Annotated in this window: 19 protein-coding genes; 8 read left to right on the forward strand and 11 right to left on the reverse strand. The window is 73.7% G+C overall.

The features are described from left to right. Positions 1–491: 491 nt before the first annotated feature. Positions 492–1,808, reverse strand: a complete 1,317-nt coding sequence (locus tag O7595_RS27255) for a tetratricopeptide repeat protein (RefSeq protein WP_269731246.1) — start codon at positions 1,806–1,808, stop codon at positions 492–494. Further along, complete coding sequence (locus O7595_RS27260; protein WP_269731247.1) at positions 1,805–3,334, reverse strand: DUF4331 domain-containing protein; 1,530 nt, start codon at positions 3,332–3,334, stop codon at positions 1,805–1,807. Before O7595_RS27260 ends, O7595_RS27255 begins: the two co-directional genes overlap by 4 nt. 281 nt (positions 3,335–3,615) lie before the next feature. On the opposite strand from O7595_RS27260, the gene O7595_RS27265 reads away from it, so the two are divergent. After that, positions 3,616–3,882, forward strand: coding sequence for a hypothetical protein (locus O7595_RS27265; RefSeq protein WP_269731248.1), 267 nt, complete (start codon positions 3,616–3,618; stop codon positions 3,880–3,882). Between the two features lie 259 nt (positions 3,883–4,141). On the opposite strand, the gene O7595_RS27270 is transcribed toward O7595_RS27265, so the two are convergent. From O7595_RS27270 to hmgA, 4 genes are all read right to left on the reverse strand, one after another. Beyond that, on the reverse strand, positions 4,142–5,365 hold the full coding sequence (locus O7595_RS27270; protein ID WP_269731249.1) for a CaiB/BaiF CoA transferase family protein: 1,224 nt from the start codon (positions 5,363–5,365) through the stop codon (positions 4,142–4,144). Positions 5,366–5,481: 116 nt separating this feature from the next. Next, on the reverse strand, positions 5,482–6,681 hold the full coding sequence (locus tag O7595_RS27275) for a type ISP restriction/modification enzyme (protein ID WP_269731250.1): 1,200 nt from the start codon (positions 6,679–6,681) through the stop codon (positions 5,482–5,484). Beyond that, positions 6,678–7,427, reverse strand: a complete 750-nt coding sequence (locus tag O7595_RS27280) for a GntR family transcriptional regulator (protein WP_269731251.1) — start codon at positions 7,425–7,427, stop codon at positions 6,678–6,680. The genes O7595_RS27275 and O7595_RS27280 overlap by 4 nt, the downstream gene beginning before the upstream one ends. Positions 7,428–7,451: 24 nt before the next feature. Continuing rightward, positions 7,452–8,780 carry a homogentisate 1,2-dioxygenase gene (gene hmgA / locus O7595_RS27285; protein WP_269731252.1) on the reverse strand — a complete coding sequence of 443 codons (1,329 nt, stop codon included), beginning with the start codon at positions 8,778–8,780 and terminating at the stop codon, positions 7,452–7,454. A 247-nt stretch (positions 8,781–9,027) separates the two neighbouring features. Between hmgA and O7595_RS27290 the strand changes: the two genes are divergently transcribed. The 4 genes from O7595_RS27290 (at position 9,028) to O7595_RS27305 (ending at position 14,770) form a co-directional block, all read left to right on the forward strand. Beyond that, complete coding sequence (locus O7595_RS27290; RefSeq protein WP_269731253.1) at positions 9,028–11,268, forward strand: molybdopterin oxidoreductase family protein; 2,241 nt, start codon at positions 9,028–9,030, stop codon at positions 11,266–11,268. A gap of 314 nt (positions 11,269–11,582) precedes the next feature. Next, positions 11,583–11,930 (forward strand): hypothetical protein, encoded by a 348-nt coding sequence (locus tag O7595_RS27295; RefSeq protein ID WP_269731254.1) that lies wholly within the window; start codon positions 11,583–11,585, stop codon positions 11,928–11,930. Positions 11,931–12,278: 348 nt separating this feature from the next. Beyond that, positions 12,279–13,670, forward strand: a complete 1,392-nt coding sequence (locus O7595_RS27300; RefSeq protein WP_269731255.1) for an aldehyde dehydrogenase family protein — start codon at positions 12,279–12,281, stop codon at positions 13,668–13,670. 17 nt (positions 13,671–13,687) lie between these two features. Next, positions 13,688–14,770 (forward strand): Zn-dependent alcohol dehydrogenase, encoded by a 1,083-nt coding sequence (locus O7595_RS27305; RefSeq protein ID WP_269731256.1) that lies wholly within the window; start codon positions 13,688–13,690, stop codon positions 14,768–14,770. Between the two features lie 37 nt (positions 14,771–14,807). On the opposite strand, the gene O7595_RS27310 is transcribed toward O7595_RS27305, so the two are convergent. Then, a complete protein-coding gene (locus O7595_RS27310; protein ID WP_269731257.1) occupies positions 14,808–15,389 on the reverse strand; it encodes a putative glycolipid-binding domain-containing protein in 582 nt (193 codons plus the stop codon). Between the two features lie 143 nt (positions 15,390–15,532). Here O7595_RS27310 and O7595_RS27315 point away from each other — a divergent pair, with 143 nt between their 5' ends. After that, a complete protein-coding gene (locus O7595_RS27315; protein ID WP_269731258.1) occupies positions 15,533–16,867 on the forward strand; it encodes an MFS transporter in 1,335 nt (444 codons plus the stop codon). 164 nt (positions 16,868–17,031) lie between these two features. Here O7595_RS27315 and O7595_RS27320 read toward each other — a convergent pair whose 3' ends face one another. Next, positions 17,032–17,709, reverse strand: a complete 678-nt coding sequence (locus O7595_RS27320) for a TetR/AcrR family transcriptional regulator (RefSeq protein ID WP_269731259.1) — start codon at positions 17,707–17,709, stop codon at positions 17,032–17,034. Between the two features lie 66 nt (positions 17,710–17,775). On the opposite strand from O7595_RS27320, the gene O7595_RS27325 reads away from it, so the two are divergent. Together O7595_RS27325 and O7595_RS27330 are read left to right on the forward strand one after the other, a co-directional pair. After that, complete coding sequence (locus O7595_RS27325) at positions 17,776–18,927, forward strand: acyl-CoA dehydrogenase family protein (protein ID WP_269732645.1); 1,152 nt, start codon at positions 17,776–17,778, stop codon at positions 18,925–18,927. Between the two features lie 225 nt (positions 18,928–19,152). Beyond that, a complete protein-coding gene (locus O7595_RS27330; protein ID WP_138056146.1) occupies positions 19,153–19,776 on the forward strand; it encodes a TetR/AcrR family transcriptional regulator in 624 nt (207 codons plus the stop codon). A gap of 134 nt (positions 19,777–19,910) precedes the next feature. Here the strand turns inward: O7595_RS27330 and O7595_RS27335 are convergent, their stop codons facing one another. The 3 genes from O7595_RS27335 to O7595_RS27345 all read right to left on the reverse strand — a co-directional run bounded on the left by O7595_RS27335 (position 19,911) and on the right by O7595_RS27345 (position 22,076). After that, on the reverse strand, positions 19,911–20,372 hold the full coding sequence (locus tag O7595_RS27335) for a MaoC family dehydratase (RefSeq protein WP_269731260.1): 462 nt from the start codon (positions 20,370–20,372) through the stop codon (positions 19,911–19,913). Positions 20,373–20,588: 216 nt separating this feature from the next. Further along, a complete protein-coding gene (locus tag O7595_RS27340; protein WP_269731261.1) occupies positions 20,589–21,302 on the reverse strand; it encodes a YoaK family protein in 714 nt (237 codons plus the stop codon). Between the two features lie 162 nt (positions 21,303–21,464). Next, positions 21,465–22,076, reverse strand: coding sequence for a hypothetical protein (locus O7595_RS27345; protein WP_269731262.1), 612 nt, complete (start codon positions 22,074–22,076; stop codon positions 21,465–21,467). Positions 22,077–22,507: the final 431 nt, after the last annotated feature.

A 22,507-nucleotide genomic window follows, 5' to 3' on the forward strand; every position in this document is an offset into this window, starting at 1 on the left:
ACGCACTCCCCCCTTGCCCCTCGGGCACGGGAGGTGCCGCCTCACGGCGTTGCCGGTCGTGGGCGCGGCCCGCCGCGCTCTCCTTCCTCCGCCTGGCGACCGCACGCACCGCACGCCCCCGCCCGGCGGGCGGACGACGAAGCTCTCGAAGCACGCCCCGGTGCCGGAGGTCCCCAGCCGCGACCCGGACGCGCGTTCGCGCACGACGCGTTCCCGCGCTGCCCGTACGGGCCTCCTCGGGCCCGGCGCTCGCTCGCGCCGCGGGCTGGCGGGGCCTCCCGGCCGCGGCGCGGACGTACGGCCGATCGCCGTCGGCGCGGGGCGTGGGCGAGGGATGGTCGTCGCCCGCCGCTCTGGAGCCGGGTGCTCCGCCGTGACCCGCACAGCCCGAGCCGCGCCGGGCGTGCGGACGCGGGCCAGGCATCCCCGTGCCCCGGCGGTCAGGGCCAGGACCGCGAGCAGTGCCGCGAGGGTGTTCGACAACGGGTCGGTCATGATGCCTCCAGACCGTCGAGCGCCCGGCGCGCCTCGCGCGCGCCGATGGGGGAGAAGGCGGGATTGAGCGCCAGGGCACGGGTCAGCGAGGCACGCGCGGCGGCCCGCTCGCCCGCGGCGAGTTCGATCATGCCGCGGTGATAGAGGAAGGCCGCGTCCCGGTAGCCCGTCGCGGTCGCCGCCCGCGCGTGGGGGAGGGCCTCCTCGGAGCGTCCTGCGCGATACAGCGCCCAGGCGAGGGCGTCCTCGGTGTGCACGGTGCGGCGGCGCTGCCATTCGGCGCGCGCCGAGCGCAGGGCCTCGGCGCGGTCGCCGTGGTCGGCGGCGGCGAGGGCCGTGTCCAGGTCCGGGTTCACGCCGCCCGCCCTGGCGAGCCCCGTCCAGGTGCCGAGCACCTCGTACTGGCGGCGGGCGGGCTCCGGCCGGCCGCTCGCCTCGTACAGCTCTCCGAGCGCGACCAGCCGCCCCGGCAGCGGGGACCGGGCGACGATGGCCTCGAACTCCGCTGTGGCGGGGGCGAGTTCGCCCTTGCCGGCGAGCGCCCGCGCCCGGCACTCCCGTGCCTCCAGGTTGTCCGGCTCGGCCTTCAGGGCCCGGCCGCACTGCCGCAGGGCCTCGTCGTAGCCGCCCTGGGACCAGGCGAGCCGGCCGAGCGCCGTCGCCGTGTAGGCGATGTCGCTCCGGGTGCTCGCCGAGTCCCGGGCCAGTTCCAGCACGCGCCGTGCCTCCTTGGTGTCCCCGCGCAGCTCCCGTACGTAGGCGAGTCGGGTGAACACCGGGATGCCCGGCCGGCGGGCGTCCGCTTGGCGTGCCGCGTCCAACGCCGCCGGATAGCGGCCGAGTTCGACGAGCGCGTCGATCCGCACGGCCAGACCGCGCTCGCTGTACGGGTTGACGGCGAGCGCCCGGTCGGCGTCCCGGAGCGCCGCCGGGAAGTCGTGCCGGGCCGCCGCGAGGGCCGCCCGGCCGGCGAGAGCTTCGGCGTTGCCGTCGGGCCGCAGCCGCAGGGAGCGGGCGAACGCCTCCCCGGCCCGGGGGTACCGCGAAGGATCGCCGCTCACCCTGGCCTCCTCCACGTACGCCGCACCGAGCGACGCCCAGGCGCCCGCGTCCTTGGGCTGCGCCCTCAGATGGGCCTGGAGGGTGCGCACCCCCTGCCCGGGAGCCGTCCCGGGGGCCACCGCCCCCGCGGCGGCCGGGGCCGCGGGCACCTCGTCCGGGCCGCCGAGCACCGCTCCCGCGGCGGTCAGCACGCAGGCCAGTCCCACGATCCCGGCCCCGAGGCGCCACACGGACCGCGTGGCCCGCTTCATGACCACCTGCCGCGCCGGCGCGTACGCCACCAGGCGAGGCCGATTCCGACGAGCACGACGCCCGCGCCGGCGGCGCCCGCGGAGAGCGCCAGCACCGTGCGGTCGTCCGCGGCGCTGCCCGACGTCAGCTCCGCGCCGCCGTCGAGCTGGCTGCGGTTGCCGGCGGCCTCCGCCAGGGGCCCGTCGGAGCCCGACGTCGGCAGCGCCACATACGGGAAGGACTTCTCGAACTCCACGTCGTTCTCGTCCACGGCGTCGCCCAGGTCGTTCTTCTTCCCGACGAGCTCGCCCTCGACGACCTGGAGCGCGATGTCCAGGACGTCGTCGGTCAGCCGGCGTCCGTTCGGGAAACCCGCGTTGTCGCCGTCCAGCACGCCGAGCCGCTTCGGCTCGCCGGTGGGCGGCACGGCCGTGTTCAGACGCAGTGCCTCGGCGGGCCGGACGCCCGGCGGCTGGTTGAGGTCCTTGACGCCGGTGAGGAACACCGACACGAGGTCGTCCCGCGGCTCCTCGGGCGCTTCGATCTTGTAGATGCCCTCGATGAGCTTCGGCAGCTCCGGGTTGGTGACGGACGTGAGGAAGTCGGCGTCGTTCCAGGGCGACGAGGCGTTGAACCTGTCCTTGTCCTTGAGCGGGATGACCACTTCGTTCACCAACGGCATGCCCAACCGGGAGACCTGCGTCCAGTCGCCGCTCGCGCTCTTGCGGTGCGTGGTCGACCAGATCCCGACCACCGGCTGCCCCGCGGACTGCCGGATGTGCTCGGAGGGCACCTGCAGGGCGATGCTGTTGACGTTGTAGCCCTTCAGGGTGTCGCGGCCGACCTCGGACAGGTCGCCGCCGTACAGCAGGTCGAACACCCGCAGGTCGAGGAAGAACGGGTCGTCGGCCTGGCCGGCGAAGACCGTGGTGCCGTCCTTCAGCTCGCGCACGGCCTCCTTGCGGAGCTTCGCGTAGTCCGGCATGGACGCCTTGCCCACGTTCGACGGGGCGACCGGCACATCGTTCGCGATCTTCGTGGTGGAGATCACATGCTGGTCCCGGAGCCGCATCATCTCCAGGTCGTAGGTCTGGGTGATGTTGAGGTCCGGGTCGTCCAGGCTGGTCACCGGGCCCGTGTTGAACAGGAACGTGTCACCGTTCTTGATCTGGTCGTGGAAGGTCCAGCGGTAGAGCAGGTCGCCCTGGGCGTCGCCGTCGGAGTCGATGTGGATGTCGTAGCGGGCGTCGTCCGCGAAGCGGTAGAAGTTCGGTCCGCCCGCCGGCTCCTCGAACGGCAGCCAGTTCGCGACGATCGTCGTGGTGTCGGGCCGGTCGGGGCTGACGAACGCGTACACGTCCGTCGTGTCGTACTGCGGCTGTCCGGAGATGAGCGGAGCCTCGCGGTGGCTGGACGCGTTGGCGGCGCCCGGCGCGAGCGCGGAGCTCACTCCGGCGGCCGCGAGCCCCCCTGCCGCCAGCGCACCACAGACGAGCGAGGCGAGGTTTCTGCGCCCCCGTGTGCTCCTGATGAGATGAGAGAACATGTCGGTCCCGTCTCCTGTCGTGGACTCTCGTCGGCCGCGCGGACCGTCGTGAACGAGACGGTCCTTGCTGCCTGGTGACAGGTGTTCGGGGCGGTGCGGCCGGAGGTTTGGTCCCGGATTCGAGGCTGTCCAACTCGCCCTGGAATCAGGAGGATTCGCTGAGTAGTCGTCAACCCCCGTACGTGTGTGCTGAATCGCTCAGGCGGGATACACGAGTGTGAGGCAGGGGCGATAGGGTTAATCTGCCCGGGCCGGGTGCCCTCGTACGGGTGGGGAGTGACATGGAACAGATAACGATGCGCAGCAGGGCGCGGGTCCCTGCGATCACCTGCGGGACGAGCGCGACCAGTTCGCGTCTCGACCGCCATCTCGCGGTACTCGGCGGACCCGCCGTGCCACCGCGTGAGGCGGCCGAGGCGACGACCCTCATGCGTGAGCTGACGACGCGTGATGTCGCGCACAGCCGCGGCAGCAAGAGCGCGCGCGTCTCGCTCTTCGCACCGCTCCGGCGACTGCGCCGCTCGCTGTTCGGCAGCCGGGGCCATTGACCGGCGGGGTGGCCGGACGGCGGCCCGGGCACGCGTGACCGTTCACGCGCACCCGTCCCCCTCGCTCCCGCCCGGACACCGTAGGTCCGACCACCCCGCCGAGCCCTACCTCCTGTCGCGTGCGTGCGGCCCCCGGCCCGGCCCCCCGGGGCCCGCGCGCCGGTGCCAGGGGCTCCCGTGCCCCACGCGGGCCCGGGGCACGACCGGCCGAGCGGTCGCGTCCCGTCCCGAAGCCGGGAAGCCGCCGTGAACATCCTTGTCACCCGAGGCGTTCGCCGCCCGGGGACTCCGTGGGAACGACCCCGCACCGGTGCAGCTCGGCGATGTCGTCGGCCGTCAGCCCCGCCTCGCGCAGCAGCGCGTCCGTGTGCTCGCCGAGCGCCGGGACGGCGCCCATGCCCGGCTCCGCGCCGCCCGGGAGGGTGATCGGGGGCAGCATCGCCCGCAGCGGGCCGACGGGGGTCGCGATGTCCCGCCAGCGGTCCCGGGCCTCCAACTGCGGATGGGCCGCCAGATCGGCCACGGTGTTGAGACGGGCGCAGGCGATCCCCGCCTCCTCCAGCGCCGCCACGGCGTCCGCCGTGTCCAGCCGGGCCAGCGCCTGGGCGACCACCGCGTCCGTCCTCCCGCGGTTCGCCGTGCGCGCCTTGTTGGTCGCGAAGGCGGGATCGGCCGCCAGCTCCGGCCGGCCCAGCACCCGCTCGGCGAGTCGCTGCCACTCCCGATCGTTCTGGACCGACAGCAGTACCTGGCCCCCGTCGGCCGTGGGGTAGGCGTCGTAGGGCGCGATGACCGCGTGCGCCAGACCCGTGCGCTCCGGGGCGGCGCCCCCGTGCATCCCGTGGTGCAGGGGGTGCCCCATCCATTCCGCGAGCGACTCCAGCATCGAGATCTCCACCGGGCCGCCGCTTCCGGTCGTGCCTCGCCGCAGCAGGGCGGCCAGCACCCCCGAGAAGGCGTACATGGCCGCGGCGACGTCCGCCGCCGGGATGCCGGTCTTCACCGGCTGCTCCGCGGTGCCGGTCACGGACACCAGCCCGGCCTCGCACTGGACGAGCATGTCGTAGGCCCGCTTGTGCGCGTACGGGCCGGACGGCCCGTACCCCGAGATGTCCACCGCGACCAGCCGCGGGTGAGCGGCGCAGAGCGTGGCGGCGTCCAGCCCGAGCCGGGCGGCCGCGCCCTGGGCGAGGTTCTGCACGAAGACGTCGGCCCTGGCGATCAGCCGGCGGACCGCCGCCAGCCCCCGGGGGTCCTTGAGGTCCACGGCGAGGGACTCCTTGCCGCGGTTGCACCAGACGAAGTGCGAGGCGAGTCCGCCCGCCGCGGTGTCGTAGCCGCGGGCGAAGTCGCCGCCGTCGGGGCGTTCCACCTTGATCACACGGGCGCCGAGGTCGGCGAGCTGACGGGTCGCGAACGGAGCCGACACGGCCTGCTCGACGGCGACGACGGTGATGCCTTCCAGGGGCAGCGGCTGGCTCATGGAAGCCGTTAATACCGTGTACGTACCACCTTTGTCACCCCGGTGCGGTCCACCGCCGGCGGGGAGGCGCCACCGGGTGTCCCCCCGCCCATTTCCGGGCCCGGACGGGACGCCCTTCAGAGCAGTACGAACTGCCCGCCCGGCCCCTCCTCGTGGTGGTCGAGCACGGAAGCGGGCGCCCGGGCGGCCGGCGGCACCCGGGGCACGCGCAGGTCGTGCCAGCCGGTACGGGCGATCTCCTCGCCCAATTCCTCACGTTCGCCGCGCAGTTGCCCGAGCAGCGCCAGCACCGTGACCAGCTCCAGCAGCTCCGAGGTCCACTCCTGCGGCCACACGGACGGACGGATCGCCCCGAGCGTCCCGGCCGCCGGCTCCGCGGTCCGCCGCGCGAACCAGTCCTCGAGCACCCGGACACCGCCCACCCGGAAGTCCCACGCCTCCGCCGGTACCGGTGCGATCCGTCCGCCGTCGAGCAGGAGGGCCTCCTCCTCCGCGTCGTACACCAGCGCCGCGGGACGGGCGGGTACCGCGGACCGGACGTACGGGCGCCGGCCGCCCGGCAGCCGCGGGCGCTCACCGTCCCGCACCCCCCTGAGCTGGATGCCGACGAGCTGCCGGCCGAGCTCCACCCCGCGCGCCCACACGCCGGGGTCCGCCGTGAACGGCACTTCGCAGCCCCGGGCCGCCGGCCGTCCCGCGGCGGCCACCCATGCGAGCACGTCCCCGGGCTCCGCCGCGTCCGGGAAGCGCTCCCGCAGCGCGGCCCGCAGCCCCGGTGCCAGGTTCGGCTCACATCCGGCCGGCCGCCGGTACAGGGGGCGTATGCGGCCGGGCCTCCCGGCGGAGCGGCCCTCGGGGAGGACGCCTGAGACCAGCACCGGGGGGCCGTCGTCGCCCGGGACGCGGCCCTGCTCCACCACGAAGAGCTGACGGCCGTCGGCGACCCGCCACAGCTCGGGCCGCGCCACGTCGATCAGCCGATGGTCGGGGAGGATCCACTGCTCGTCGAACGGCCCGTGGACGATGCGCACCGGCTCCGGGCAGCGTCCGTGCTCCTCGGCGAACGGTCCCGTCCCGGTGGCCTGCCCCGGCAGTGCTGCGACGGGTCGGCCCGGACCGCGGGCCCGGGTCTCCTCGAACAGGGCGGCCCGCTCCTCGCCCCCCGCCGCGACCAGGGCGTCCCAGCGGGCCCGCAGTGTCCGGGCGTCGGGCGCGACCACCCAGCCGCGACCGAGCCGCAGCGGCCCTGTCGACCACGGCATGATCTCGTCCAGCGGCACGGCGGCGCCGCCGGCGCCGCCCCCCTGGCCGCTCATTCCGCCTCGACGGTCACGGAGAACGAGAACCGGTCGCCCCGGTACCTGATCCGTGCCACGTCCACCACCCGCCCCTCCTCGTCGTACGTCACGCCCGTGTAGTGGAGGATGGGCGACAGCAGCGGCACCTGGAGGAGCTCCGCCGTCTCCGGGTCGGCGAGCCGGGCCTCCACCGTGTCCGTGATGCGGCTGATCCGTACCCCGACGGCGTCCCGCAACACCTTGGTCATCGGCCAGCGCTCCAGGTCCGCCACGTCCAGCCGGGCGGCGACGTCCGGACGTACCGCGTTCTCCGCCCAGTTCACGGGCTCCCCGCTGTCGCCGTCGCACCGCAGCCTGCGGTACGTGACGACCTCGTCCGTGTCCGGGAAGTACTCGGCGAGCCCGCCCGGCACCGGTTCCGGGGCGTGCCCGAGGACGGTCGTCAGCTCGCCGGACTGCTGGGCCACGATCGCGTCGATCGAGCCCAGCAGCCGCCGGGGCGCGCTGCGCCGGACCCCCGGTTCGATGAAGGTGCCGCGGCGCCGGTGCCGGCTGATGAGCCCTTCCGACTCCAGTTCCTTGAGTGCCTGCCGCATGGTCAGCACGCTCACCCCGTAGTGCTCGGCCAGCTGCTCCTCCGTCGGCAGGCGCAGCGGGTCGTGCGGTCTGCGGCCGAGTATCGAGGCACGCAGCGACTGCGAGACCTGGTACCACAGGGGCAGCTTGCGGTTCAGGACGAGCGAGTCGGGGGCGAAGGCGGTCACGGCAACTCCGTATCAGATCCGGCCTCAGGACCGGAAGTGGCGCTCCAGACCCTGCCATACGTCGTCGTACGCCCTCTGCAGGTGGTCCGCGTTCGCCGCCTGGGCGGTGGCGGTCACCGGCCAGCGGGTCTCGAACATGAACGCGAGCCCGTCCTCGATCCGCTGCGGCCTGAGCTCGGCGGCGCTCGCCTTGTCGAAGGTCTCCCGGTCGGGTCCGTGCGCCGACATCATGTTGTGCAGCGAACCGCCGCCCGGGACGAAGCCTCCCTTTCCGGCGGTCTTCGCGTCGTAGGCGCCCTCGATGAGGCCCATGTACTCGCTCATCACGTTGCGGTGGAAGTACGGGGGCCGGAAGGTGTCCTCGCCGACGAGCCAGCGCGGCGCGAACACCACGAAGTCGACGCCGGCGAGCCCGGGGGTGTCGCTCGGTGAGGTGAGCACCGTGAAGATCGACGGATCGGGGTGGTCGTACGAGATCGTTCCCATCACGTTGAACGTCCGCAGGTCGTAGACGTAGGGCACATGGCTGCCGTGCCAGGCGACGACGTCGAGGGGCGAGTGGTCGTAGGTGGCGGTCCACAGATTGCCGCAGAACTTGCTGACGACCTCGACGTCGCCCTCGACGTCCTCGTACGCCGCGACCGGAACCCGGAAGTCGCGGGGGTTGGCCAGTCCGTTGGCGCCGATCGGGCCCAGCTCGGGCAGGGTGAAGGGCTGTCCGTAGTTCTCGCAGACATAGCCCCGGACGGAGCCGTCGAGCAGTTCCACCCGGAAGCGCACGCCCCGGGGGACCAGCGCGACCTCACCGGGCTCCACGGACAGCAGGCCCAGCTCCGTGCGGAGCAGCAGACCGCCCTGCTCGGGCACGATCAGCAGCTCGCCGTCGGCGTCGCTGAACACCCGCCGCTCCATGGACGCGTCGGCGTGGTAGAGGTGCACGGCCATGCCCGTGCGCTGGGCGACGTCACCGTTCCCGCCGAGGGTCCACAGACCGGCCAGCCAGTCCGTGCCGGGCGCGGGCTCCGGCAGCGGGTCCCAGCGGAGCCGGTTCGGGTCCGGCACGGTCTCGGTGAACGGCGCGGTTCGCAGGGCGCCGTTGTCGGCCCGGACGAACGGGGGGTGGGCGGCGGACGGCCGGATGCGGTACAGCCACGAGCGCCGGTTGTGCGCGCGGGGCTCGGTGAACGCGCTGCCGCTCAGCTGCTCGGCGTAGAGCCCGAGGGGGGCGCGCTGCGGCGAGTTCCGTCCGAGCGGCAGGGCTCCCGGGACGGCCTCCGAGCCGTGCTCATTGCCGAATCCCGACAGGTACTCCAGCCCTTCTGCCGTCTTCCTCGCCTGCTCGATACCGCTCATCCGCACTCTCCGATGCGTTCGGTCCAGGGAATCCTATGGTCGACAGTAGGATTCCCGGACGTCCCCAGTCAACGGCAGCGCCCGGCCCGCCGTGGCGCGGTCCCGGACCGGACGGCCGGGAGCCGCCCGGGCGCGGGCGGACGCCGGTCCGGGCCGGTGTGGACGAAACGCCCCTCCCCAACGTGCGTACCGGTCGGTATGCTCGCCGGTGCCCGTGCGTCATCGCCGCCGCCCCGGGGAGGGCCCCATGCCAGGAACCGACGCCATCCGCACCGCCCTGCGGATCTGCCCGCTGTGCGAGGCCACCTGCGGACTGACCCTGACCGTCGAACGGGACGGTGCGGGGGAGCGGGTCGGCGCGGTCCGCGGGGACCGGGACGACGTCTTCAGCAAGGGGTTCATCTGTCCCAAGGGCGCCTCCTTCGGCGCGCTGGACTCCGATCCCGACCGGCTGCGGGTCCCGCTCGTGCGCGACGAGAACGGCGAACTGCGCGAGGCGGGCTGGGACGAGGCGTTCGACCTGATCGCCGCGCGGATACGACCGCTGATCGAGAAACACGGCCCGGACGCGGTGGGCGTCGTCCTCGGCAACCCGAACGTGCACACCATGGCCGGCGGGCTCTATCCGCCCGTGCTGCTGTCGACACTGCGCACCCGCAACCTCTTCACCGCAAGCACCCTCGACCAGATGCCCAAGCACGTCTCCAGCGGACTGCTCTTCGGCAACCCGGTCGCGATCCCCGTACCCGACCTGGACCGCACCGACCATCTGCTGCTCCTCGGCGCCAACCCGCTGGACTCCAACGGCAGCCTGTGCACCGCACCCGACTTCCCGGGCAGGCTCAAGGCGCTGCGCCGCCGCGGCGGCCGGCTCACCGTGGTGGACCCCCGCCGTACCCGCACCGCCCGGCTCGCCGACCGGCACGTGGCCATCCGGCCTGGTACGGACGCGCTGCTGCTCGCCGCACTCGTCCATGTGCTCTTCGAGGAAGGGCTCACCGATCCCGACCCGCTCGGCGGGCGGGTCGAGGGTGTGGACGAGGTGCGCGAGGCGGTACGGGACTTCACCCCCGAGGCCGTGGCGGCGGCCTGCGACCTGGACGCGGACGTCGTCCGCACCATCGCCCGCGAACTCGCCGCCGCGCCGACCGCCGCCGTGTACGGCCGCATCGGAAGCTGCACCGTCGAGCACGGCACCCTCGCCAGCTGGCTCGTCGACGTCCTCAACGTCCTCACCGGCAACCTCGACCGGCCCGGCGGGGTCCTCTTCCCACTCGCCGCGCACGACCGCGCACCCCGTCCCGCCACCGAACCGGCCCCGCCCGGGAAGGGCTTCGCCCTCGGCCGCTGGGCCAGCAGGGTCGCCGGCCACCCCGAGGCCAAGGGCGAACTGCCCATCGCCGCACTCCCCGAGGAGATCGAGACGCCCGGCGAGGGCCGGATCCGCGCCGTGATCACCATCGCCGCCAATCCCGTGCTGTCCGCGCCCGACGGCGACCGGCTGGACCGGGCGCTCGGCGCACTCGACCTCATGGTCAGCGTCGACCCCTACCTGAACGAGACCTCGCGCCACGCCGACGTCGTCCTGCCACCGCCGCCCCCGTCGCGCAGCGGGCACTACGACTTCTCGTTCAACGGACTCGCCGTGCGCAACCAGGCCCGCTACACCCCTCCCGCCGTCCCGCTCGACGAGGGCGCGCCGGACGAGTGCGAGATCCACGCCCGGCTGATCCTGGCGGTGGGCGGTATGCACGGGGCCGACCCGTCCACGGTCGACGACATGGTCATATCGGCCTCCCTCGGCAGGGCCGTCGCCGATCCCCGTTCGCCGGTGCACGGCCAGGACGCGGGGGAGCTCGCGGGTCGGCTCAGCGGCCGCAGCGGCCCGGAGCGGCGCCTCGACATGATGCTGCGTCTAGGACCGTACGACCTCACCCTCGACGATCTGCTCGCGCACCCGCACGGCATCGACCTCGGGCCGCTGAGGCCGCGGCTGGCCCAGGTGCTCAGGACCCGCAGCGGGCGCGTCGAACTGCTGCCCGGCCCCATCGCGGAAGACCTGCCGCGGCTGCGGCAGGCGCTCGGGGCCCGGGACGACCGGCTGGTGCTCGTCGGCCGCCGTCATCTGCGCTCCAACAACAGCTGGATGCACAACGTCCCGGCCCTCAACGGGGGTTCGAACCGCTGCACCCTCCAGGTCCATCCCGACGACGCCGCCCGGCTGGGGCTGGCGGACGGCGCCCTCGCCCGGATCAAGGCGGCCGGGGGGGAGCTGGAGGCCCCGGTCGAGATCACCGGCGATGTGCGCACGGGGGTGGTGAGCCTCCCGCACGGCTGGGGGCACGACCGCCCGGGCACCCGGATGCGGGTGGCGGCGGCCCGTCCGGGCGTCAACGTCAACCAGCTGCTCGACGGCTCGCTGCTCGACCCGCTCTCCGGCACCGCCGTGCTCAACGGCTTTCCCGTGGAGGTGGCGCCGGCCCACTGAGGTCCCGCGGGGCGGGACGGGCGGTCCTCGCCGCCCGTGGTCCCCGCACCGGTCTTGCGCCGGGCTCTGCGCCCGTCGGTCACTCGTCGACACCTTGTTGACGCGCAGCGCCGGCACCTGGCGTCGTCCGGACCGCCGGCTCCACCGGTGGTCGAGGGCGAACGCGGGGTGCTGCCCCATCCCTCGCTCCCCGTCCGCAGGGAACAGCGACCTTCGGGCAAAGGGCGGAACCGAGCTGAACGCGCGGAGGACCCGCTGCGTACTAGTGGGCACCCGGGGATTCGAGCGTCTGTGCCTCAACGACAGGAGCGGCAATGACTGATGGTGACGGGCCGATCATGAAGGGACTCCCGGACGGCGGGGCCGAGCTGTCCGTGGTGCTCAGGCTGCGGTGGGAGGACGTGGCCGCGCTCGGCCGCGAGGCCAGCCGGCTCGCGGAGCAGCGCGGGGCGCCGGTGACTCTCGACGAGGCGGCCAGTCACCGGCTGCGCACCTGGTCGTCGGTGGCCAAGTCCCCGGAGCAGAAGGCCCAGTCCGCGCCGGCGGCGATCAGCGGGGGTCAGCAGGTCGACCGCGGCCGTGCCCAGGTCGCGTCCATCTCCCCGCCGTCCGCCCGCCCGCCGCAGCCCTCCCCGACGGCGCTCGGTCAGACCCCGGCCTGAGCGCCCCCGCGGTGCGGGGCACCCCCCATCCCCCGCAACCGCGGGCCGGACGCCGGACCGCCGGCCGGGCCCGGGGTCCCGGCGCGTCCGGCTTCCGGTGACGTACCCCCGACATCCGACCCGCTCGTCGCCTGGCCGCCGGCCCCGGTCCGCCGTGCACCGCCACCGGGGGCGAGGCGGGGTGACCGGCCGGCCCGGTACCGTCACTCCCGGCTCCCGGCTCCCGGCTTGCGGAGTGGGCGGTGGGGGAGAATCACATCCCCCCGCGCCCGACCGCCCTGGCGCCGAAAAACTAACACCGCTAGTTTGGGTCGCGGTCAGCTCTTGCCGTGCCCGAAGGAGTAGCGGATGAAGGCCCACGACGGGATGTACATCGGCGGGGCGTGGCGCCCCGCCGCCGGTGCCGACTCCATCGCGGTGGTCGATCCCGCGGACGAGCAGATCATCGCCCATGTCCCGGCCGGCACGCCGGAGGACGTCGATGCGGCGGTGCGTGCCGCCCGTGACGCCTTCCCCGGCTGGGCCGCCACCGCGCCCGCCGAGCGTGCCGGGCACATCGCGGCGCTCCGCGACGTGCTCGCCGCCCGCAAGGACGAGATCGCCGCGACCGTCACCGCCGAGCTCGGCGCCCCGACCAGGCTCGCCGAGACCGTCCACGCCGGTCTGCCGGTCCTCGTCGCCGGTTCGTACGCCGAGCTCGCCGCCTCGTACGACTTCGAGGAGAAGATCGGCAACTCCACCGTGCTGCACGAGCCGGTCGGCGTCGTCGGCGCGATCACCCCGTGGAACTACCCGCTCCACCAGATCGTCGCCAAGGCCGCGCCCGCCCTCGCCGCCGGCTGCACCGTGGTGCTCAAGCCCGCCGAGGACACTCCGCTCACCGCCCAGCTCTTCGCCGAGGCCGTTCACGAGGCCGGGCTCCCGGCCGGTGTGTTCAACCTCGTCACCGGCCTCGGGCCGGTCGCCGGCCAGGCCCTCGCCGAGCACCCCGGCGTGGACCTGGTCTCCTTCACCGGCTCCACCGCCGTCGGCCGCCGCATCGGCGCGACCGCGGGCGGCGCGGTCAAGCGCGTCGCGCTGGAACTCGGCGGCAAGTCCGCCAATGTGATCCTCCCCGGCGCCGATCTCGCCCGCGCCGTGAACGCCGGGATCGCGAACGTCATGTCCAACTCCGGCCAGACGTGCAGCGCCTGGACCCGCATGCTGGTGCACAGGGACCGGTACGAGGAGGCAGTGGCCCTGGCCGCCGAATCCGTCGCCAAGTACGTCCCCGGCGACCGCCTCGGCCCGCTCGTCAGCGACCGGCAGCGGGAACGCGTCCGCGGCTTCATCGAGCGCGGCCTCGCCGAGGGCGCCCGGCTCGTCGCCGGCGGCCCGGAGGCCCCGCGCGAGAAGGGCTACTACGTCTCGCCGACCGTCTTCGCCGACGTCACCCCGGAGATGACCATCGCGCAGGAGGAGATCTTCGGCCCGGTCGTCTCGCTCATGGAGTACGAGGACGTGGACGACGCCCTGCGGATCGCCAACGGCACGGTCTACGGGCTCGCGGGCGCCGTATGGGGCGAGCAGGACGAGGCCGTCGCCTTCGCCCGCCGGATGGACACCGGCCAGGTCGACATCAACGGCGGCCGTTTCAACCCACTGGCACCCTTCGGCGGGTACAAGCAGTCGGGCGTGGGCCGTGAACTCGGCGCGCACGGCCTCACCGAGTACCTGCACACCAAGTCCCTGCAGTTCTGAACCGGGAGACAACCACCGTGGTCCGCGCCGCAGTCCTGCCCGCCGTCGGCTCCGCCCTGGAGATCACCGGCATCCGCCTCCCCGAGCCGGGTCCCGGCCGCGTGAGGGTCCGCCTCGCCGCCGCCGGGGTCTGCCACTCCGATCTGTCCCTGTCCGACGGCACCATGCAGGTGCCGGTCCCCGCCGTTCTCGGGCACGAGGGCGCGGGCACGGTCGTCTCCGTCGGCGAGGGCGTCACCCATGTCGCCCCCGGCGACGCGGTGGTGCTCAACTGGGCGCCGTCCTGCGGGCGTTGCCACCACTGCTCCATCGGCGAGGTGTGGCTCTGCGCCGGTGCGCTCAAGGGCGCCGGCGCCGTCCACGCCGTCACCGAGGACGGCACCGAACTGCACCCCGGGCTCAACGTCGCCGCCTTCGCGGAGGAGACCGTCGTCGCGGCGAACTGTGTGCTGCCGCTCCCGGAGGGCGTGCCGCTCACCGATGCCGCGCTGCTCGGCTGCGCGGTCCTCACCGGCTACGGCGCGGTCCACCACTCGGCCCGGGTCCGGGAGGGGGAGTCCGTCGTCGTCCTCGGGGCCGGCGGGGTCGGCCTCGCCACCGTCCAGGCGGCCCGGATCGCCGGCGCCTCGAGGATCGTCGCCGTGGACGTGTCGCCGGGGAAGGCGGAACTCGCCCTCGCCGCCGGGGCCACCGACTTCGTCGTCGCCTCGGAGAACACCGCCCGCGAGGTCCGCGGGCTGACCGGCGGGCAGGGCGCCGACGTGGCCGTGGAGTGCGTGGGCCGCGCCGTGACGATCCGCGCCGCCTGGGACTCCACCCGGCGGGGCGGGCGGACCACGGTGGTCGGCATCGGCGGCCGGGACCAGCAGGTCACCTTCCACGCCCTGGAGCTGTTCCACTGGGGACGTACGCTCTCCGGCTGCGTCTACGGCAATTCCGACCCGGCCCGGGACATCCCCGTGCTCGCAGAGCACATCCGGGCCGGCCGGCTGGACCTGAGCGCCCTCATCACCGAGCGGATCGGCCTCGACGGCATCCCGGCCGCCTTCGAGAACATGCTCGCGGGCAAGGGCGGCAGAGCGCTCGTCGTCTTCCCGTAGGCGAACCCCCGCAGGCGAATCGCCCGGGGGGTGTCCGTCAGCCCGCGCGGACGGCGATCCCCGGGTACTCCAGCGGCAGCCCGGACTCGTCGTAGACGATCCGGGAAGAGAAGCCGGAGGCGGGCGCCCGGTAGTCGTAGCAGCTGTGGGTGCCCCGGTCGGTGGTACGGGTGTAGGTCTGCTCCAGCCGTCCCACGGTGAGGTCGCGGGCGCGCACCCACACGGCGGGCGCGGACGCCTCGGTGCCGTGGGGCAGCGCCATCCTGCGCACGGGCAGGGCGTTGGTCATCGCCGACGCCTCGAGGTCGACGTCGAAGCAGCCGTCGAGGTACGGCGCCCGTTCGCCGTCGACCGCCCAGTGGCCCGAGCCGTCCGACTCCAGCAGCACCGTTCGGCTGCCGGAGGGCGCGCGGCCGTGGATCCGTGCCGTCCGTGTCCGCCACGTCGTGTCCAGTTCGATGTCGTACTCGACGGCGAAGGCGTCGCCGTCCTCCGTGACCGCCGCGTAGCCGTCGATGCGTCGGCCGTCGTCCGCGAACCGGAAGAACGCCACTTCGAAGCCCTGCCTGGAGTCCTGGTGGAGCCAGGCCGCGGTCGCGGGCGGATGCGTGAATTCCACGGGCCCACCCTGGCACGCCCCGCACGCTACTGACGGGTAATGATCGAGCAAAAAGTCCTGTCGCGCGACCCGTTGACCTCCATACCATCCGGTCGGTACGGTCCCCGCACCCTTCGTCCCCGCACCCATCGGAGTGTGCACGCATGGACACGGCACCCCCTTCCCCGCTCGCCGGAACTCCACGGGCGACGGCTCCCACCGACCGGCACCGCCGCCGCGTGGCCGGTGCCGCCGCCCTGGCCTCGGCCGTCGAGTGGTACGACTACTTCGTCTTCGGCATCGCCGCCGCACTGGTCCTCGGCGACCTCTACTTCCCGGCGGGCAGCGCCTCGGCCGGAGTCCTCGCCGCCTTCGCGACCTTCGCCGTCGGCTTCCTCGCGCGTCCCGTCGGCGGGATCATCGCCGGACAGCTCGGCGACAAGCGCGGCCGCAAGCCGATGCTCGTCCTCGCCCTCACCCTCATGGGCCTCGCCACCACCGGCATCGGCCTGCTGCCGACGTACGAGACCATCGGCATCGCCGCACCGCTGCTCCTCGTACTGCTCCGGGTGATGCAGGGCCTGGCGGTCGGCGCCCAGTGGGGCGGCGCGATGCTCATGGCCACCGAGTACGCACCGGAGGGCAAACGCGGGCTGTACGGCAGCCTCGTCCAACTCGGGGTGCCCATCGGCGTGGTGACCGCCAACACCGTGTTCCTCGCCGCCGGCGCCCTCACCGACGACGCCGCGTTCGCGTCCTGGGGCTGGCGGGTGCCGTTCCTCGTCGGCTTCCTGGTGCTCGGTCTCGCCTGGTACATCCACGCCCGGGTCGAGGAGACCCCCGAGTTCCGGGAGGCCGAACAGGCCCTGGCCGAGAAGGAGAGGAACGAGCCCCGCTCGCCGCTGCGGACCATCCTGCGCCGGCACCTGGGCACGGTCTTCCTGGCGGGCGGCTCCTTCGCCGTCAACACCGCGACCTTCTACATCATCATCACCGGCGTGCTGGACTACTCGACCCGCGAACTCGGGATGGAGCGCGAGGCGGTGCTCACCGTGTCCCTGTGCGTGAGCCTCACCCAGCTCGCACTCATACCGGCGTCCGCGGCCCTCTCCGACCGCGTGGGCCGGCTGCGCATCTACGCGGCGGGCGCGATCGGTCTGCTGGTGTGGGCCTTCCCGCTGTTCCTGCTCATCGACACCGCGTCGCTGCTGTGGCTGGCCGTCGGTACCTTCGTCACCAGCTGTTTCCTCAGCATCATGTACGGGCCCCAGGCCGCCCTGTTCGCCGAGTTGTTCACTCCCGAGATGCGCTACACCGGCGCCTCGCTCGGCTACCAGATCGCGGCCGTCTTCGGTGGCGGTCTGGCCCCGTTCATCATGGTGCTGCTGCTGGAGGCGTCGGGCACGTCGCTGGCGGTCTCCGCCTACATCACCGTGCTGGCCGTCGTCGCGCTCGGTTCGATCAGGGTGCTCGCGAAGCGGGCGGCCGCCCGGGAGTGACACCCGGTGCCCCGCCCCCGTCGCCGGTCCGGTCCCGCCGGGCCGGCGTACGGGGGCGCGGGAGCGCCCCGCCCGCCGGGCGGACCCGCGCGGCCTCCCGCGCGCTTCCGCCCCGGTACGGCAGGCCTCCGGGTGGACGGCGCCGGTTCCGCGGCTTTCCGGGACTAGGAGCGGCCCGAGGGGGCGGCCCCCGTCCGCCTCGTCCGCAGGCCTTCCTCGTACCGCGCCGTCAGCCCGTCCAGCAGGGCGCGCAGTCCCGTCTCGAACGCGCCCTCGTCGATCCTCTCCTGGCGTTCGGCGAGGAGATGCGCCTGGCCCAGGTGCGGGTAGTCGGAGGGATCGTAGGCGGTCGCGTCGTCGACGAAGCCGCCCGCGAACGAGCCGAGGGCCGAGCCGGTGATGAAGTAGCGCATCAGGGCGCCGATGTGGGTGGCCTGGGCGGGCGGCCAGCCCGCGCGGACCATCGCGCCGAAGACCGCGTCGGCGACCTTGAGGCCGGCCGGGCGCCGGCCGGGGCCGCGGGCCAGGACCGGGACGACGTTGGGGTGTTCGGTGAGGGCCGCTCGGTAGGAGACGGCCCAGTCGTGCAGCGCGGTCCGCCAGTCGCGCGGGTCGGACTCGTCGAACATCGACAGATCGACCCTGGCGCTGACGGCGTCGGCCACGGCGTCCAGGATCTCGTCCTTGTTGCTGAAGTGGTTGTAGAGCGAGGGGCCGCTGACGCCGAGCTCCGCGGCGAGGCGCCGGGTGGAGACCGCGTCGAGGCCCTCCGCGTCCACCAGCGCGCTCGCCGTCCCGACGATGCGTTCTCGGCTGAGGAGGGGCTTGCGCGGTCGGGCCATGCGGCACATAGTAGGCCCTGCCGAGCGGAAACTAGCAGTGTTAGTTAAAAGTGGGGTGACCCCGTGGTGAACCTGGAGCTGAGCGAGGAGCAGCGGGCCGTGCGCCGGCTCGCGCGTGACTTCGTCGAGCGTGAGGTCGCCCCGTACGCCGCGGAGTGGGACCGGGCCGAGAACGTCGACAGGGCCATCGTGGAGAAGCTCGGTGCGGTCGGCTTCCTCGGGCTGACGATCGACGAGGAGTACGGCGGTTCGGGCGGCGACCACCTCGCGTACTGCCTGGTCACCGAGGAACTCGGCCGCGGGGACTCCTCGGTCCGGGGAATCGTCTCGGTCTCCCTCGGCCTCGTCGCCAAGAGCGTCGCCGCGTGGGGGAGCGAGGAACAGAAGCGCCGCTGGCTGCCGCGTCTCACCACGGGCGAGGCCCTCGGCTGCTTCGGGCTCACCGAGCCCGGCACCGGCTCCGACGCGGGCAGCCTGACGACCCGCGCCGTGCGGCACGGCGACGGCTACGTGGTCAACGGTTCGAAGATGTTCATCACCAACGGCACATGGGCGGATGTCGTGCTGCTCTTCGCCCGCACCGGCGGCACGCCGGGCCACCGGGGCGTCTCGGCCTTCCTCGTCCCGGCCGACACCCCCGGGCTGACCAGGCGCGCGATCCACGGGAAGCTCGGCCTGCGCGGCCAGACCACCGCCGAGCTGGTGCTGGAGGACGTCCGGGTGCCCGCCGACGCGATGCTCGGACCGGAGGGCAAGGGCTTCTCGGTCGCCATGTCCGCGCTCGCCAAGGGCCGGATGTCGGTGGCCGCCGGCTGCGTCGGCATCGCCCAGGCCGCGCTCGACGCCGCCGTCGGCCACGCGGCCGCGCGCGAGCAGTTCGGCCGGCCGATCGCCTCGTACCAGCTGGTGCAGGAGCTCATCAGCGACATCGCCGTGGACGTGGACGCGGCCCGTCTGCTGACGTGGCGGGTCGCCGACCTGGTGGACCGGGGCCTGGACTTCGCCACCGCCGCGTCCCAGGCGAAGCTCTTCGCCTCCGAGGCGGCCGTCCGCGCCGCGAACAACGCCCTGCAGGTCTTCGGCGGGTACGGCTACATCGATGAGTACCCGGTGGGGAAGCTCCTCCGCGACGCACGGGTGATGACGCTGTACGAGGGCACCAGCCAGATCCAGAAGCTGATCATCGGGCGCGCCCTCACCGGGGTGTCGGCGTTCTGAGGGGCCGCCGCACCTGCGCGCCCGGTCGCGCGCCGTGCGGCCTCCCCCGCCCCCGCGCGTGCGGCTTCGCCGCGAACGGCCTCGAGCATGTCGTGGGGCCACCGCCCTGCCCGCGCGCGTGCGGCTTCGCCCGGGAAGCCGCGCCGATGCCCTAAGCGCTTGCTCAGGTTCGGGGTATGGTGTTCGTCCCGCACTCACAGGGACGGCGGGCAGAAGGGGTGAGCCATGACTGCGGCGCAGGACACGACGGCCGAGGACGTGCCGTGGGGCGAGGTCGCGCCGGAGGCCGCGCGCAAGCTCCTCGTCGCCGCCGTCGAGGCCTTCGCCGAGCGGGGCTACCACGCGACGACGACCCGGGACATCGCCGGGCGGGCGGGCATGAGCCCGGCCGCCCTGTACATCCACTACAAGACCAAGGAAGAACTGCTCCACCGGATCAGCCGGATCGGGCACGACAAGGCGCTCGAGGTGCTGTCGGCCGCGTCCGGTAGCGGTGGCACACCGGGTGAGCGGCTCGCCGAGGCGGTGCGCTCCTTCGTCCGCTGGCACGCCGGCCGGCACGACACCGCGCGCGTGGTGCAGTACGAGATCGACGCCCTGTCCGAGGAGCACCGGGCGGAGATCGTGGAGCTGCGCCGGCGCAGCGACGCGGTGGTGCGCGAGATCCTGCGCGACGGCGTGGAGTCGGGCGAGTTCGACGTCCCCGACGTGCCCGGCACCACGCTGGCGGTGCTGTCGCTCTGCATCGACGTGGCGCGCTGGTTCAACGTCCGGGGGCGCAGGACGCCGGAGGAGGTCGGCGAGCTGTACGCGGACCTCGTCCTGCGCATGGTGTCCGCGCGCAGGTAGCGGCCCGGCCGCGGGGCGGGGCCCCTGCTGCGGGCCCCGGGCCCCGACAGCGTCGACGACGGCCTCGGCGGAGCGGAAGCGGCGGCCGGTCCGTGCCGGAGGGTCCGCCCGTGACGCGGGAGAAGTCCCGTGACTCAGAAGAAGTAGCGGGACACCGACTCGGCGACGCACACCGGCTTGTCGCCGCCCTCGCGCTCCACGGTGACGACGGCGGTCACCTGCACGCCGCCGCCCGCCTCCTCGACGCTCTTGAGGGCCGCGCTCGCCCGCAGCCGTGAGCCCACCGGGACGGGGGCAGGGAAACGGACCTTGTTGGTCCCGTAGTTGATACCCATCCGCATGCCCTCGACCCGCATGATCTGCGGGACGAGGGCAGGGAGCAGCGAGAGCGTCAGATAGCCGTGCGCGATGGTCGTCCCGAACGGCCCGGAGGCCGCGCGCCCGGGGTCCACGTGGATCCACTGGTGGTCGCCGGTGGCCTCGGCGAAGAGGTCGATCCGCTTCTGGTCGACCTCCAGCCAGTCGCTGTGTCCCAGGTGCTCGCCGACCCCGGCGGCCAGTTCCTCGGCGGACGTGAAGATCCTCGGCTCGGTCATGTCCCTGCCTCTCTCACCCTTGTCCCTGCGCGCATCTAAGCGACTGCTTAGTCTGGCCGGATCGGCGGCTGCTGTCAACGGACGGCCGTAGGGAGATCCCCCACCGCCGGTACCGGGCACGCCTCTGGCGAGGGTCGTCGGGCCCAACCCGGGAACTCCTCGGGCAACCCGAACGGTGCGCCACGCTCTCGCCGACCGCGCCCGCGGGACGTGCCGTCAGCCGGCCTCGGACGTCCTTTCCCGTGGCACCAGGGCGAAGCTCAGCGCGATCGCCACCACCAGCACCGCCGTGACCAGCAGGACCACGGCCGCGCTGAGCCGGCCGTCGTGCAGCAGCCACGCACCGGACAGACCGCCGGCGAACATGGCCGCCACCGAGGCGGCCCGCCGGACCTGGTTGCCCGCGCCGGACGCGATACGGGCGTCCACCGCGAGCGGGGAACCCCCGATCAGCGCCGTGAACGCCCGGGTCGTGACCGTCGTCGGCATGCCCGGTACCCCCACGCGGAGCGTGGAGACGTTTCTGATCCCCATGGCCAGGCCCACCAGCCCGGTCACCATGTGGTGCCGCCCGGCGGGCGACTCGCCGTGCCGCTCGACACCCCACGCCACCGCGGCGGCGACCGCCAGCACCAGGCCCTCGGCGAGGAGCGCCTCCCGGAACCACCGGCGGCCCCGTACCTGCGACCGCGACTCGAAACGCGCGGCGAGCAGGGCCCCCACGGTGAACCCCGCCAGCGAGGCCAGACACGGAGTGGTGGACAGTCCGGCCACTCCGGCCAGCGCGAACGACAGCAGCAGCATGGTGCCGGTCTGGACGGCGGTGAACACCGGCCCCAGCACGAGGAAGCTGACCGCCTCGACCATCCCCGTCGTCAGCGTCAGCGCCACCATCGTCCAGGTCAGGAAGGGACCGTGTTTCACCTGCACCCGCCGAGTCTCCGCCCGCCCCGCTCAGGCCGGGACCCATTGCGCCGACCGTGGGCCCGGGCCCACGGTCGGTCAGGGGGCGTACGGCGGTCCGTACCCCGTGACGGGCCACCGTGCGCCGGACGGCCGGTCAGGGGACGTCCGGCTCGCCTGGTCCTCGCGCTACGCCACCGACGCCAGCTGCCTGCCGGGTGCCTCCTTGGCGGCCCTCAGTGCCTCGTGCGTCAGCACGGGCTGGGGCACCACGATCCCGCAGCCCGAGCACACCGGGCCGAACCAGGGCTCGTGGTCCAGGTCGTGCCGCCAGACGATCCGGTGTTCCGCGCACACCGGGCAGACAGCCGAGGGGGTCGCCTCCAGCGCGGTGATCAACCGGCGCAGCACATCGGCGAGCGGATCCGTCGGGTGCACCCGGGGGTCGTCGCACCGGGCGATGCCGTTGCCGCCCCAGGTGCGCCGGTGCCAGTCGTCGAAGGACCCCGGCCGCCGCAGACCGTCGTGCTTCTCGCGCCTGCGCCGAGCCGCGAAGTCCCTTTCGTACGCGAGCCATACGGTCCGCGCCTCCTCCAGTTCGTCGAGCGCGGCCACCAGCCGCGCCGGATCGGGATCCCTGTCGTCGGGCTCGATCCCGTGCCTGGAACACAGGTGGTCCCAGGTCGCCCGGTGCCCGTAAGGGGCGAACCTCTCCAGGCACTTGCGCAGTGAGTGGCGCCTCAGCGCCAGATCGCACCGCGGGTCGCGCACCTGTCTCGCAAGACTCCGGAATCCGGCCATCGCACTGCCACCTCCGTCGCTCGAACACCGTCGCTGGTACTTCCGCGTCAAGGAATGGACGTACGAGTACCCCGTCCGGCTCCCTCGAACATCCGTACAGCCGGATATGTGCGGCGATTCGGAAAGACCGGCGTACCGGCGGAGCGAACCGGCCGTGGTGATCCGGGGGGAGACGGACGACCATGTCACAGCCGCCGGCGGGTCGCCGCGGGAGGTGCCGGATCCCTCCCTCTGCCGGGCGTTCGCGACGGACGGCGTCGGGCGGCGCGCTCCTCCGCCGGCGCCGGCCCGCGGAGCCGCAGAGGGAGCGCGGGTCCAGGTGGTGGTCGTACGGGGCCACCCGGTCCGGGGTGCCCCGTGCGCGCATGTCGGCCGGGACCCGAGCGCGAACGTCCGCACCGGTCGGCCCCGTTCACCGGGCTCGTGGGTGT

Origin of the sequence: Streptomyces sp. WMMC940, from assembly GCF_027460265.1 — a bacterium.
In the GTDB taxonomy this organism is placed as follows: domain Bacteria; phylum Actinomycetota; class Actinomycetes; order Streptomycetales; family Streptomycetaceae; genus Streptomyces.

Coding starts and splice junctions, on each gene's coding strand:
- O7595_RS27345 (WP_269731262.1), bottom strand. CDS start 22,076: ATGGCCGGATTCCGGAGTCTTGCGAGACAGGTGCGCGACCCGCGGTGC.
- O7595_RS27315 (WP_269731258.1), top strand. CDS start 15,533: ATGGACACGGCACCCCCTTCCCCGCTCGCCGGAACTCCACGGGCGACG.
- O7595_RS27335 (WP_269731260.1), bottom strand. CDS start 20,372: ATGACCGAGCCGAGGATCTTCACGTCCGCCGAGGAACTGGCCGCCGGG.
- O7595_RS27295 (WP_269731254.1), top strand. CDS start 11,583: ATGACTGATGGTGACGGGCCGATCATGAAGGGACTCCCGGACGGCGGG.
- O7595_RS27320 (WP_269731259.1), bottom strand. CDS start 17,709: ATGGCCCGACCGCGCAAGCCCCTCCTCAGCCGAGAACGCATCGTCGGG.
- O7595_RS27275 (WP_269731250.1), bottom strand. CDS start 6,681: ATGAGCGGCCAGGGGGGCGGCGCCGGCGGCGCCGCCGTGCCGCTGGAC.
- O7595_RS27300 (WP_269731255.1), top strand. CDS start 12,279: ATGAAGGCCCACGACGGGATGTACATCGGCGGGGCGTGGCGCCCCGCC.
- hmgA (WP_269731252.1), bottom strand. CDS start 8,780: ATGAGCGGTATCGAGCAGGCGAGGAAGACGGCAGAAGGGCTGGAGTAC.
- O7595_RS27270 (WP_269731249.1), bottom strand. CDS start 5,365: ATGAGCCAGCCGCTGCCCCTGGAAGGCATCACCGTCGTCGCCGTCGAG.
- O7595_RS27290 (WP_269731253.1), top strand. CDS start 9,028: ATGCCAGGAACCGACGCCATCCGCACCGCCCTGCGGATCTGCCCGCTG.
- O7595_RS27265 (WP_269731248.1), top strand. CDS start 3,616: ATGGAACAGATAACGATGCGCAGCAGGGCGCGGGTCCCTGCGATCACC.
- O7595_RS27255 (WP_269731246.1), bottom strand. CDS start 1,808: ATGAAGCGGGCCACGCGGTCCGTGTGGCGCCTCGGGGCCGGGATCGTG.
- O7595_RS27260 (WP_269731247.1), bottom strand. CDS start 3,334: ATGTTCTCTCATCTCATCAGGAGCACACGGGGGCGCAGAAACCTCGCC.
- O7595_RS27330 (WP_138056146.1), top strand. CDS start 19,153: ATGACTGCGGCGCAGGACACGACGGCCGAGGACGTGCCGTGGGGCGAG.